The 13,418-nt window shown below is 59.3% G+C and carries 13 protein-coding genes; all 13 read left to right on the top strand.

The genetic code is table 11. The features are described 5' to 3' along the window. Window positions 1–48: 48 nt before the first annotated feature. A complete protein-coding gene (locus HY308_09870; protein MBI3898589.1) occupies window positions 49–1,029 on the top strand; it encodes a DUF3187 family protein in 981 nt (326 codons plus the stop codon). Window positions 1,030–1,228: 199 nt separating this feature from the next. Next, complete coding sequence (locus tag HY308_09865) at window positions 1,229–2,116, top strand: PDZ domain-containing protein (protein MBI3898588.1); 888 nt, start codon at window positions 1,229–1,231, stop codon at window positions 2,114–2,116. Between the two features lie 144 nt (window positions 2,117–2,260). Beyond that, window positions 2,261–4,387, top strand: coding sequence for a type II secretion system secretin GspD (gene gspD / locus HY308_09860; protein MBI3898587.1), 2,127 nt, complete (start codon window positions 2,261–2,263; stop codon window positions 4,385–4,387). Between the two features lie 4 nt (window positions 4,388–4,391). After that, window positions 4,392–5,897 carry a type II secretion system ATPase GspE gene (gene gspE / locus HY308_09855; GenBank protein MBI3898586.1) on the top strand — a complete coding sequence of 502 codons (1,506 nt, stop codon included), beginning with the start codon at window positions 4,392–4,394 and terminating at the stop codon, window positions 5,895–5,897. 129 nt (window positions 5,898–6,026) lie between these two features. Continuing rightward, on the top strand, window positions 6,027–7,253 hold the full coding sequence (gene gspF, locus HY308_09850; protein MBI3898585.1) for a type II secretion system inner membrane protein GspF: 1,227 nt from the start codon (window positions 6,027–6,029) through the stop codon (window positions 7,251–7,253). A gap of 8 nt (window positions 7,254–7,261) precedes the next feature. After that, the gene (gene gspG / locus HY308_09845; protein MBI3898584.1) at window positions 7,262–7,711 is read left to right on the top strand and encodes a type II secretion system major pseudopilin GspG; all 450 of its coding nucleotides are present in this window, start codon (window positions 7,262–7,264) and stop codon (window positions 7,709–7,711) included. 102 nt (window positions 7,712–7,813) lie between these two features. Continuing rightward, entirely contained in the window at window positions 7,814–8,302 is a 489-nt protein-coding gene (locus HY308_09840; protein ID MBI3898583.1) for a GspH/FimT family protein, read from the top strand. After that, window positions 8,256–8,708: a type II secretion system minor pseudopilin GspI gene (gspI, locus tag HY308_09835; protein ID MBI3898582.1), complete on the top strand. Its 453-nt coding sequence runs from the start codon at window positions 8,256–8,258 to the stop codon at window positions 8,706–8,708. Before HY308_09840 ends, gspI begins: the two co-directional genes overlap by 47 nt. Further along, on the top strand, window positions 8,705–9,331 hold the full coding sequence (gspJ, locus tag HY308_09830) for a type II secretion system minor pseudopilin GspJ (protein ID MBI3898581.1): 627 nt from the start codon (window positions 8,705–8,707) through the stop codon (window positions 9,329–9,331). The genes gspI and gspJ overlap by 4 nt, the downstream gene beginning before the upstream one ends. Then, window positions 9,328–10,296 (top strand): type II secretion system minor pseudopilin GspK, encoded by a 969-nt coding sequence (gene gspK / locus HY308_09825; protein ID MBI3898580.1) that lies wholly within the window; start codon window positions 9,328–9,330, stop codon window positions 10,294–10,296. Before gspJ ends, gspK begins: the two co-directional genes overlap by 4 nt. Further along, a complete protein-coding gene (locus HY308_09820; GenBank protein MBI3898579.1) occupies window positions 10,268–11,581 on the top strand; it encodes a hypothetical protein in 1,314 nt (437 codons plus the stop codon). The genes gspK and HY308_09820 overlap by 29 nt, the downstream gene beginning before the upstream one ends. Next, window positions 11,578–12,081 carry a type II secretion system protein M gene (locus HY308_09815; protein ID MBI3898578.1) on the top strand — a complete coding sequence of 168 codons (504 nt, stop codon included), beginning with the start codon at window positions 11,578–11,580 and terminating at the stop codon, window positions 12,079–12,081. The genes HY308_09820 and HY308_09815 overlap by 4 nt, the downstream gene beginning before the upstream one ends. Beyond that, window positions 12,078–12,887 carry a type II secretion system protein N gene (locus HY308_09810; protein ID MBI3898577.1) on the top strand — a complete coding sequence of 270 codons (810 nt, stop codon included), beginning with the start codon at window positions 12,078–12,080 and terminating at the stop codon, window positions 12,885–12,887. Before HY308_09815 ends, HY308_09810 begins: the two co-directional genes overlap by 4 nt. Window positions 12,888–13,418 lie beyond the last annotated feature (531 nt).

Genomic DNA, 13,418 nt, shown 5'->3' with positions numbered 1-13,418 from the left:
ACCGCACATCGCCGCACTCTATACTGGCGAGGTTGCGAGTAAAAATAAATGCGACGACTAATACGACTCTTCCTACTTATTACCACGGCACTACCTATCGCCGCGCACGCGCGCGACACCGATCCGCTGCCGATGTACAACCAAACACCGTTCGCGCAAATTTTCGGCTTACCCGCGCTCGGCGCCGCGCGTGTCTTAGCCCGCGACAAGCGCACCGCCGGCGTTGGCTACGAGGTCGCCAACTATTTCGTGCACGAGCAACGTGGTAACGAACAACTCATTATCGACGGTGAGACCCATCGCACGAACGTCAACTTTTCCATTGGTACCGCCTATGGCGAATTCGGCATCGAGATTCCGCACTTATCGCACAGCGGCGGCTCGCTCGATAGCTTCATCGAGTCGTGGCATGACACCTTCAACCAAAAGCAAGGTGGGCGCCCCCAGGTCGAGGACAATCAACTGATCTACAGCTATCGTCGTGACGGCGTCGACCTGCTGAATTTCCGCAACGCAACCGACGGCGTCGGCGATGTGCGCTTAACCGGCGCCTGGGCGCTAGCCAGTGGCGGCAGTGTCGATGTCGCGCTGCATACTAGCCTCAAGCTACCCACCGGCAATGCCGACAAGTTGCTCGGCAGCGGCGCCGCTGATGCGGCCATCTGGTTCGCCGCTGGCTGCGGCGTCTGCACCGGCCGTTGGAGCGGCCATGCGAACGGCGGCCTACTTTGGCTTGGCGACGGTGAAGTTTTGTCGTCGTTGCAGCGCCGGGTTGTCGCCTTTTTGGGTACCGGTGTTGGCTTGACTGTATGGGAGCCCGTCACCTTTAAAGCCGCGCTGTATGCCCATACCCCGTTTTACGACGACACGGAAATGCGGCCCTTGGGTCTATCGACCGTACAGCTGATCTTTGGCGGCTCTTGGACCGCGTCTAAGGATGTAACGGTGGATCTCGGTTTTTCGGAAGATATACGGGTCTATACCGCGCCGGACATTAGCATCTTACTCAACATGCGTGCCGGCTTTTGAGCGGGCAAAGTGACCCTTCTTTAAGCCCGTTTACTGTGCAGGTTTTGTCGCCTTATCAGCTAGGCGCCACTCCGGATCGCAACTATCCTCACGGACGGTAGCGATGACCAGATAAGACGGAAAAAGTGAAAAGTATTCTGTAAGGGTTTTCAAAGGGATGCGTAGTATACTTCCGACCATGGATTTATCGGCTCAACCCATGTCGCCAACGTCTGATGCTGCTGTGCCGCATTTTCTCGAGCAGCTGGAGCATTGGCTTGCTCGGCGCTGGGTAATCGTCACACTCAATATCCTGCTGCTCGCGTTGCTAGCGTATAGCGCCGCGCAATGGACCTGGCGCCTATTGGCCCCGCCGATGGCAACACCCGCCGAGTCGTTGGCAACGGCAAATGACATCACCGCCGACTACGATCTCACCGCTCTGTTATCCACTAATATCTTTGGTCAGGCAGCGCCTGTGAACAACGGCAAGGTGTCGCTGGAGAACATTCCGTTGAGCAGCTTGAACCTCGTCTTAAGCGGCGTTCTCGCGACACCGAACGGCAGCGTTGCCCTCATTAGCGCCGATGGCGGACCGGAAACCCCGTTTGCAGTCGGCCAAGACATTATTCCCGGCGCAACGCTATATGCGGTCTATTCCGACCGCGTGCTGATTCAACGCGGCGCCAGGACCGAAAGCCTGATGCTTAAGGATATTGGACCGGCGTTAGCCGACGGCTCGATCGTCGCCGCCGGCCCATCGAACGCCGACAACGCCGTGCAACGTATCGACCAGCGAAACTTTACGGTCGATCGTCAGTCGATGAATCAACAAATGCAAAAACCTGAATTCCTCAGCCAAGCGCTGATGGTGCCGCATGCGAGCGGCGGGTTCCTGGTACGGGAGATTCAACCGGGCAGTATGTACGAAAAACTAGGCTTGCGTGTAGGCGATGTCATCAACACGGTCAACGGGCAACCGGTGAACACGGTCGAAGACGTCATGAAGCTTTACCAACAACTCGGCAGCAGCGGCGGTGCCGCACAGGTGAGCCTGCAGATACGCCGAGGTGGTAGAACGGAAACGCTTCAATACAACCTTCAATAACTAAGAGCGTACATTTTTAATATAACAATGATCAGATTCAGGCACGCTGGATGGCGCCGCGCGTTCTTCGCGTCAGCGCTGGTAGTTTCAAGTCTTGTTCAAGCGGAATCGCAAGACGGCGAAATCGTTGATGAAGCACCATCAATGGCACCGCCTCCGTCCGTGCCTGCGCCACCGCCGGTCAATAACCGCAGCGCGACACCATCGGCACAACCCGGTGCGCAACCTGGGGCACCGGCCGGCACGGTACCGATAAACGGCAATCAGATCTTGCTGAACTTTCAGGGGGCCGACATCCAGGCAGTGGTGAAAGCGGTCTCGCAGATGACGGGGCGCAACTTCCTACTCGATCCGCGGGTGAAGGGTCAGATCACCATCATCTCCGCCAAGCCGGTATCACGGTCGTCGGCTTACCAAATTTTTCTGTCAGCGCTAAAAGCGCAAGGCTTTACCGCGGTCGAAGGTTCGGGGCTGGTGAAGATTATTCCGACCGGCGAAGCCAAGATGAGCGCCGACGTCTTCAAAGATGCGCCGAAAGGCGGCGAACAAATCACGACGCACGTAGCGGTATTGCAGAACGTCTCGGCCACGCAAATGGTGCCACTGCTACGGCCGCTGATGGCGCCGACCAGTCAGCTTTCCGCTTATGAAGGCGCCAATGCGCTCATCCTCACCGATTACGCCGACAACATTCGGCGCATGCTGAAAATCATCGAGCGCATCGATCAACCGACGTCGAGCGATGTCACGGTCGTGCCGGTACAACATGCGTCAGCGCTCGACCTCGCCGACTTGATCGCACGTTTGGCGGCGGCGCCCGGCGCCAACATCCCCGGCCAACCGGGCATGCCGGGTGGCGGTGGTGGCGATCGCTTCACCATCATCCCCGACCTGCGCACCAACAGCTTGCTGATTCGCACCGACAATCCGGGGCGGCTGGAACAGCTGCGTACGCTGATCACCAAGCTCGATGTGCCGGCGACGACCGGCGGGCAAACGCGCGTGATCTATCTGCGCAATGCCGAAGCAATCAAGCTCGTTGAAGTCCTACGCGGCTTGCTCGCCGGCGAGGCGCGCTCGCAACAAGCTGCGGCTACCGCCGTGGCCGCCACGCCCGGCGTCGGCGTCGCGCGTCCGGCGAATCGCACCGCCGAGTCGTCGTTGATTCAAGCGGATGAGTCGACCAATGCACTCATCATCAATGCCTCCGACGCGGTTTATAACAATTTGCGCGCTGTTATCGAAAAGCTCGACGTGCGCCGCGCACAAGTGCTGGTCGAAGCGTTGGTCGCCGAGGTGAAAAACACGAACTCATCCGAGCTCGGCATTCAGTGGGCCAGCGGCGGTAAAGCCGGTGAAGGTGCCGTCGTCGGCGCGACCAACTACACGAATGGAGCCAGTCTTTTCGGCACTGTCATCGACCCCAAGTCCTCGCTCGGCAGCGCCGCGGGTTTCACGCTCGCTTTCCTCGGGAAAAAGATCACGCTTGCCGATGGCACCGAAATCCGGTCGCTCGGCGCCCTCGCCCGCGCGCTCGAAACCCGCAGCCTGGCCAACGTCCTATCAACGCCGCACTTGATGACGTTGGACAACGCTGAAGCCACCATCACCGTCGGCGACAATGTGCCCTTCATCACCGGCTCGACCACGTCGACCACCGGTGGCACGACCAATCCGTTCCAAACGGTCGAGCGTAAAGACGTCGGTATCAAGCTCAAGATCAAACCGCAAATTTCCGAAGGCGGCGGCGTCAGAATGGATATCGCGCAAGAGATTTCCGCCGTTACCGCCACCGGCAGATCGGTCGGCGCGGCCGATCTCATCGTCAGCGTGCGCAAGGTGGAAACGAAGGTGCTGGTCGATGACGGCAATACCGTTGTCCTCGGTGGCCTACTCGAAGAAAAATCGAACGACGCGCGCCAGGAAGTGCCGCTATTGGGACGTATTCCACTCCTTGGCGCACTCTTCCGGTCGAAGACCACCGACAAAACCAAAACCAATTTAATGGTGTTCCTGCGACCCAGCATTATTCGCACCGCTGAAGACGGTTATCGCCTGACGACCGACCGATACAACGCCATCCGCGCGCAGAGCGACAAGAACAACAACGGACCGGCCGAGTTGCTCGATCGTTTCGAACCGACACGACCAAAACCGCCGGAAGAAAAGAAACCGGAAGAAAAGGACGAAAAGAAGGACGACGTGCCGAACACATCGTCCTTGCCGAAAAAAGAGCAAGACGTGCCGCAAAGTACCGCACCGTCGAATTAAGCCCATGCAAACCCAGGCTGAATCGCCAACGCTCGATCCGCAATGGACGGATCGACTGCCTTATCACTTCGCTAAACGCCACGGTGTCATCGCCGCGCGCCAAGTCGATGCTGGCCTTGAAGTATGGGTGCGACCGGGCGTGTCGAGCTCGGTGTTAGCCGAGTTGCAACGCGCCCTCGGCCAGCCGATCCATCTGCTGGAGTTGAGCCCCGAAGCCTTCGACCTGGCGCTCAACCGCGCCTACGAGCGCGGCACGCATCATGCGATGGAGATCGTCGACGGTCTCGACACCGATCCCAATCTGTCCGACATCACCCTTCCGAAAGTCGCTGACCTGCTCGAGAGCGAGGACGACGCGCCGATCGTGCGCCTCATCAACGCATTGCTGTCGCAGGCCGTGCGCGAAGGTGCGTCCGATATTCACATCGAGCCGTTCGAATCGCGCTCGGTCGTGCGTTACCGTATCGACGGCGTGTTGCGCGATGTCATCGAACCGCCGCAAGCGGCACATGGCCTGGTCGTGTCGCGCGTGAAGATCATGGCCAAGCTCGACATCGCCGAAAAGCGTATGCCGCAGGACGGTCGCATTACCTTGCGTCTTGCCGGTCGACCGGTAGACGTACGCGTATCGACGCTGCCGACGGCGCACGGCGAGCGCGTGGTCATGCGCTTGCTCGATAAACAAGCGGGCAAACTGACACTCACCGCCATCGGCATGCCGGCCGAGACCTTGAACATTTTGGATGGCCTGATCCACCAACCGCATGGCATCTTGCTCGTCACCGGCCCGACCGGTTCCGGTAAGACGACGACGCTGTACGCCGGGCTGTCGCAACTCGACACGACGACGCACAACATCATGACGGTGGAAGATCCGATCGAGTACGACCTCGACGGCATCGGTCAGACGCAAGTTAATATGAAGATCGAGCTGTCATTCGCGCGCGCGTTGCGCGCGATCCTGCGGCAAGATCCAGACATCATCATGATCGGCGAAATTCGCGATCTCGAAACCGCGCAGATTGCAGTGCAAGCGTCGCTCACCGGCCACTTAGTGCTGGCGACGTTGCATACGAACGATGCTGCCGGTGCAGTCACGCGCCTGGTCGACATGGGTATCGAACCGTTCTTGGTCGCATCGAGCTTGATCGGCGTACTGGCGCAACGATTGGTGCGCAAGCTCTGCCCGCAATGCAAACGCGAGCACATTCCTGATGCCGCCGAACGCCAGTTACTACAAGTGAATGACGCCGCTAAAAACGTGCGCATCTACCTGCCCGTCGGTTGCCCGGCCTGCTCCAATAGCGGCTATCAGGGCCGTACTGGTGTGTTCGAGCTCCTCACGGTCGACGACGCCATGCGTTCCCTGGTCCACGATGGCGCCTCAGAAGAACGTATCCGCGAGAACGCGCGTGCGCGCGGCTTACGCTCGATTCGTGAAGACGGTTTGCGTTGGGTGCTCGCTGGCGAAACCAGTCTTGACGAAGTATTGCGTGTGTCGCGCGAGTAAGCGTCGCTCCGAGCAGGACGATGCAATTAAAAAAATATAGCGCTGGCGATGCGCTCCGATTGACTCCCCCTCTCCCCACCCCTTTCTCGCGCGGAGAGTGGGACCGGGCGAATAAAGGAGTCATGTAGATTGGCTGGCTTCGAATACCAAGCATTAGATTCCCATGGCCGCGCTGTGCGCGGCGTCATCGACGGCGATGCCGAACGGCAGGTCCGTGGGTTGCTGCGCGAACGCGGTTTAACGCCGCTGTCGGTCGCTGCCATCCGCGATCAACCAAACACCACCGCCAGTGGTACACGCACGCGCTCGTTCTCGCGCCGCGGCATTTCCGGCAGCGAGCTCGCCCTACTCACCCGGCAGTTCGCCACCTTGGTGCGCGCCGGTATGACGTTGGAAGAATGCTTGAACGCGCTCATCGAACAGTCAGAGAAAGCGCGCACGCGTAACGTACTGGCCGGTGTCCGCGGCCGTATGCTCGAAGGCCAATCGCTCGCCCGCAGCATGGGTGCATTCCCACAGGCGTTCCCCGATATCTATCGCGTGATGGTCGACGCCGGCGAACAATCGGGCAAGTTGGTCGAAGTCCTCGAACGACTGGCGGATTACACCGAAAACCGCCAGGCATTACGGCAAAAAGTGATGCTGGCGTTTATTTATCCGGTCATTCTTGTCTTTGTCGCGATTTCCGTCGTTTCGCTGTTGCTGGTCTACGTAGTACCGCAAGTGACACGCGTATTCCAAAACACCGGTCAAGTATTACCCCTCGCCACCCGCTTGCTAATCAGCGTCAGCGACGGTGTGCGCGCCGGTGGATCGTTTATTCTGTTGGGCGTTATCGGCAGCGTGATCGCTTTTGTCCTCGCCTTGCGTAATCCGGTGCTCAAGGAACGCTGGCATCTGGCGATGTTAAAGCTGCCGGTCGTCGGCCGCATGGCGCGCGGCATTAACGCCGCCCGGTTCGCCGATACGCTTGGCATCCTTACGGCCAGCGGCATTCCCCTGCTGCAAGCCCTGCAATCGGCGGTGCCGGTGGTTAATAACCTGCCGATGCGCCGCGGTGTCGAAGACGCGCTCAAACAAGTGCGCGAAGGCGGCAGCCTGTCGCGTGCGCTCGCTAAGAGCAAACTATTCCCACCGCTCGTGGTCCATTTAGTCGCGAGTGGCGAAACCAGCGGCAGGCTCGACGTCATGCTGCAACGCGCCGCCGAGGCCCAAGCGCGCGAGCTCGAGAACTGGGTGAAAGCGCTGACCGCATTGCTCGAGCCGGTGATGATTTTGGTAATGGGTGGGCTCGTGCTGTTTATCGTTATTGCTATTCTGTTGCCGATTTTCGAAATGAATCAGTTAGTCAAATGAGGTTTGTCATGTCACCCACAAAAACGATTCGCCGTACACGCGCTCGCGGTTTTACCCTGATCGAGATCCTCGTGGTGTTAGTCATCCTCGGTATTCTCGTCGGCCTGCTGGCGCCACGCGTCATGGACCGGCCCGATCAGGCGCGCGTGGTAGCGGCAAAGAACAACGTCAACGTCGTTATCAATGCGCTCAAGATGTATCGCCTCGATAACGGCGGTTATCCGACCAGCGAACAGGGTTTGACGGCGCTGGTACGCCGTCCCGAGACCGGCGACGTTCCGCGCAACTGGAAGAGCGGCGGCTATCTCGACAACGCCGCGCAGCTGAAGGATCCCTGGAACAATGATTACCTTTACGAGAACGTCGGCGGGTCGATCCAAGTGATCAGTCTTGGTGCCGACGGTCAACCGGGCGGCGAAGGTTACAACGCCGACGTCAGCTCCGAGAACGCGCAGTAGCGCGATTCCGGTCTGACACCTCATCTCGGGAGAGCGGCCGCGGTGACTAACCCATTGTGCCGAACAGCTAGCGTAAACGCTCGGCTCCCAGCCCGAACGGCATTGGCCGCGCGCGGGTTTACGTTAATAGAAATCGCCGTTGTGCTGCTGTTGATGGTGATCGTGCTTGGCTTTGTCGGTGTCCGGCTCGAGCGTGACGACAACGATATGGTGCACGACGAAGCCAGCCGCTTGGTGTTGGCATTGCAGGGCGCTCAACAGCAAGCGATCCTCGAGGGTCGCTTATATGCGTTCGAGCTGCGGCGCGATGGCTATGGATTTCTGCAATTCGATGCCGACGGCAAGCCGGCGAAGATCGGGTCTGCCGATCCGCTCGGTCCCCATGCGCTGTCATATCACATAACACTCAACCCGATTAAATCCGCTACCAGCGACGCAAAAAAACGCACCGATATCGTTTATTTCGATCCTAGCGGCGCACTCGATCCATTTACCTTCGTGCTCGAGCTCCATGACAGCGTTTGGTACGTCCAAGGGCAAAACGATGGCCAGATACGGGCATCCCGGTCCATTGAACCCGCCGCGGCATAACAACGCACTCAAAAAGTCCGGCACCGGACTTTTTCGAGGAGCGACAACAACGGCTGGCTTTACGCTGATCGAGGTGCTCGTCGCCCTCGCCGTGCTCGCCATTGCCATGGCCGCCGCATTAAGTAGCGTGGGTCAATCCATTAGCCTCAGCATCAGCATGCGCGAGCGCACCGTTGCGCTGTGGGTCGCGGAAGAACGGGCGGCACACCATCAGCTGGAATCATCCGTCTGGCCCGGCCTCGGCACAACCGACGGCACGCTCGACCTCGCCGGGCAAAAATGGCGTTGGCATGAACGCGTGTACGGCACCGAAACCGCCGATCTACGGCTGGTGGATATCGAAGTGCGAACCGTCGACTCCGAGCATGTGCTGGCGCAACTTACAGCCGCCTTACCCAAGCCATGAAGCGCGCACACGGGTTCACGCTGCTGGAAGTAATAATCGCGATTGCCGTGTTCGCCATTTTCTCGGCGATGGCTTACGGCGGCTTGATGCGACTACTCGAGAACCGCGATCGAGTCGACGCCGAACGCGCATTCTGGCGCGAGATCTCGCTTTGCTTCGTGCGCATTCGCCAAGATGTTTCGTTGGTGCGCAATCGCCCGATCCGCGACACGAATAACGAAGAGCTCAAACCCTTTCTCGGCCACGCACCCGATCCGCGCGCCTTGGCAGCGCCGGACATGGAGTTCACGCGCGGCGGCCTGCTGGTGCTATCGGACACAACCGGCGATCTCCAGCGCGTCGGGTACCGCCTGCAAGAAGGAAGACTGATGCGTCTGACGTGGCCGGTGGTCGACCGCGCACCGCTGACAAAAGCGGACGCGACACCGGTACTACAGAACGTCGAGGAATTCGCAGTGCGCTTCCTGGACGAGGGCTCGACCTACTCCGATTGGCCGCCGCCGCCACAAACCACCACCGGCAATAACACCCCCTCCGACTTTCCCGACGGAGTGGAGGTGACTGTAGTCATCAAAGACCACGGCAAATTCACGCGCACGTTCGTCGTCGGAGCCCAAAATTGAGCGCCTACCGCCAGCGCCAACAGGGCATCGCGTTGGTAACGGCGTTGCTGATCGTTGCCATCATCGCCGCTGTGGCGACATCCGTCGGCCTCGGTCAGCAAGTTTGGTTGCGGCAAACCGAGAATCTCACTCAACTAACGCAAGCAGAAGCATTCCGTCGCGGTATGCAAGCGGCGGCCGGCGTCATGTTGAAGAAAGACGGCAAAGACGCCCCGCAAACCGACAATCTGACCGAAGACTGGGCGAAAGCGACGTTGGCTGTTAGCGGCGGCGTTGCCAAGATCAGCGACGCTCAGGCGCGCTTTAACCTTAATAATGTCGTTGACGATAAAACCCGGCAGGTCAATAAAGAGGAAGCGGCGGTCTTTCGCAATCTGCTTACCGCCGACGGTCTAGATCCGGCGCTGACCGAAGCATTGATCGACTGGATAGATCCGAACCCGGATTTGTCCGCCGGCGGCGCCGAAGATCTCGAATATCAAAACGAGAACCCGCCACGCCGCGCCGCCAATCGACCGCTGACGAGCGCCAGTGAATTGCGCATGATCAAAGGCTTCAATAAAGACAAAGAAGCGCTCAACCGGTTGTTGCAACATGTCATCGCGCTGCCGAAAAAGACGCCGGTCAACGTCAATACCGCGTCACGCGAGGTCATCGCCGCACTCGCCAATATACCGGTGCCGCAGGCTGAGCAAATCGTGCAATTAGCGAAAACCCAGCCTTTCAAAAATAAAGGCGAGTTGGACGCCCTTTTAAAATTAGCGCCCGATGCAAAAACCGCTGCCTATGATGTAACGACCAGCTATTTTATAGTGACGGTCAAGGTGAGCATCGGGAACATGAAACAAACCACCGAAAGCCTGATCGAACGCACTACCGGCGGTAGCAGCAGCACAAAAGTTTTGTGGTACCGCCAACCACCGCTTGAGATTCCCGATGAAGATAAAGATAAAGACAAAACTTAAAGAGGGACTGTCGCGACTCAACGCGCCGAACGTCGGTCCGCGGCGTATCGCCTTGCATTTGCCGCGCGGTTGGCCGGAAACCGACGCATCGGTTTATTGGCACGCACCGACCCGCGATGCGAGTGAGCGCAGCGGCCGCGCCGCCGATCTAACGCAGCTGCCTAATTTCGTACGGGCTGCGCCGGTGCATATCTGGACGCCGGCAGCAGAAACATTGCTGACGCGGGCAACGATCCCAACGAAGGCGCGCGGGCGCATTCTGCAAGCGTTGCCGTACGCGTTGGAAGAGCAACTGCTCGACGAACCCGATCAACTTCATTTCTCTTATGTCCGCGAGGCCGACGGCACGTTGGCGGTTGCCGTGACGCGACGCGCGCGCTTAACGCTTTGGCTCGATACATTACATAGTGCTGGCATACGACCCGTCAGCCTTTGCCCAGGACACCTAGCATTGCCGCTGCAATCGCACGCTTGGTCGGTGGCGTTCGTCGGCACTGAATTATGGGTACGAACCGGCGCCTTCGCCGGCTTTACCGTCCTCGCCGTGCGCGACACACCGACGCCGTTACTGGTGGCAGCGATCAAAGAGGCGGTCGCGCAAGAACGCGCGCCGCAAAGCCTTATGATCTACGGCGCACCGGCGACGCTCGACGTCGAGGCCTGGAGCAACACCCTTGGGCTGCCGGTTGGTGTGGACGGTTACGATTATTGGCCGGCGGCCACTGTACCGGCACTCAACCTGATGCAGGCCGAGTTCTCGCCCGGCGGCAGTCATTTGCAGCAAGTCGTGCAGCCGTTACGGCCGGCGATCATCATGCTGTGTCTTTGGCTGATTGGCATGTTGACCGTCGATGTCATCGAATGGGTACGGTTGCGGCAAGCGCATAGCGCCATCACCGCCGAGATGCGCGATATTCTGCAGCGCAGCTTTCCTGAGGCAAAGGCAGCTATCGACCCAGCTGCAACCATGCAAAAACATATCGATGCACTGCAAGCGCGTAGTGGCGGCCCCGCCGATTTGTTGCCGCTGCTCGCGCGCGTAGCACCGACGCTGCAAGCCGCGCAAGGAACCGCCAAGCTGCAAGGCATTCGCTACGGCGAGCGCAGCCTGACGCTCGACATCACGCTCCCCAAATATGAAGCGCTCGATGCCATGAAAAATACGCTGAAAGCCGCCAGCCTCGAAGTCGAAGTGCTGACAGCCAACAGCCGCGGCAGCGAAGTCGAAGGGCGATTACGTATCCAACCGGCCGGCGCCAGGTTGAAACCGAGGCAACGGACATGAAGGCTCAACTCGATCAAATCAGCAATTATTGGCGCGGCTTAAGCGCACGCGAACGTTTGCTCGTCGGTATCGGCGGCGGCGTCGCGGTGATTCTATTGTTCTACGTACTGCTGTTGGCACCGTTACAAAAAGACTTGAACCGACTACGGGTCGAAGTCCCGCGCGCGCAAGAACAGTTAACGTGGATGCGCACGCAGGCGAACCGCATTCAACAGTTGCGAGCGGCGACACCCGCCGCCGTACCGGGTGGCAGTTTATTGAGCTTCGTCGAGCAATCGGCACAGTCCTACGGCGTACAGCAAAATATGAAGCGCATGGAGCCGCAGGGAGCGAACGCCGTCAGCGTCGCCCTCGACGGCGTTACTTTCAATAATCTGCTGAGTTGGTTGTCGCATCTACACAAGCAAGGCGGTGTGCGCGTCGACAACGGCAGCCTTGAACCGCAGTCGGCACCCGGCGTCGTCAACGCCCGACTCGTACTGCGCGTCGCCAATCCATGAGCGACAGTCGCCGGCTCGCCGGCGTGGCGGGCTATGTCGTGCTCGCCGTCATTTGTTATTTACTATTTTTGGTGGTTACGTTGCCGGCGACGTTACTAGCTACCGTCGCCCAACGTTTCAGTGACGGCGTGGTCACGCTCAATGGCGCCAGCGGCACCATCTGGCACGGCGAAGGCGAGATCTACGCTGGCACGCCGGCCGCGAGCGTGCAGCATCTGGGCAGGCTCCATTGGCACATCAATCCGCTGCGGTTGTTCATCGGTCAGGCCGAGCTGTCCTTGAAGCTGGACGGCGCCGCCATGCGTGGCGAGGCACAATTACGTCTCGCCCGCAAAGCGTGGGCGGTACGCGAGCTCAAAGCGACCTTGCCGGTACACCTCGCCGCGCTACTTTATGCACCTGCCTCGTTCTTCGAGCCGACCGGCACCATCGAGCTGCAATCGAACAGTCTCGACCTCAACGCCACTGGACTAACAGGCCAAGCCGAAGCTGTCTGGCGCGGGGCCGGCGGCCGTTTCGTCGGCCCCGCGGGCCTCGGTGACTATCGTTTGCATATCAATGGCGCCGGCGAAAACGCCGCCATTCAGTTGAGTACCGAACGGGGCGATCTACAACTCAGTGGTCAAGGTCAATGGCACGTCACCGGCGACGGCGAAATTCGTTTTACCGGTAGCGCGACACCCGCCAGCGATAGCGGCGCGAAGCTCGAACCGGCGCTGCGCGTACTCGGACGCGATCTCGGTGGTGGTCGACGTGAGCTGCGCTTTAATAGTCGATTGCCGTTGGTGAAGCAGTTGGGGCTTTGAATAGGAATCGCCCTCTTACGAGGGCGATGATGGTCGAGGTAATAAATTCTAATCAGCGGGATGCTCCGCCCCGCAACCCAGGGTTACTTTCTCTTGCTTGTGCAAGAGAAAGTAACCAAAGAGAAGCACCCCCCGGGGTGGCGCAAAACCTTCCTGCGCTTCTCACTTTTGGCTCACTAACTATGTCTGGCACAGTACATCCCTGTACTGAGCCAGACCGCGCGCCTCCTGCGCGCGTCGAGGCCAAAAGCTCCGATGCTCGGAATGCGCCACACGGGGATTAACAGCAACAACAACTGCAAAAACCCATATCACACACCCCCCACCCTAACCCTCCCCCGCTAGAGCGGGGGAGGGTTAGGGTGGCTGTTGTAGGGTGGGCAACGCTTTTTTGCCCACGCGGATTCTAATAACGGGTGGGCAGCAATGCTGCCCACCCGACATTTATCCCCTCCCCTGCGCAGCGGGGGAGGATTAGGGTGAGGGCGGTTGTTGTTGTGGTTGCCGTTGTCGTTGTCGTTGCGGTTGCCG

The organism is Gammaproteobacteria bacterium, assembly GCA_016199745.1.
Lineage (GTDB): Bacteria > Pseudomonadota > Gammaproteobacteria > Acidiferrobacterales > Sulfurifustaceae > JACQFZ01.
Note: the sequence above shows the minus strand (reverse complement) of the source record. Positions and strands in the feature narration are given on the sequence as shown.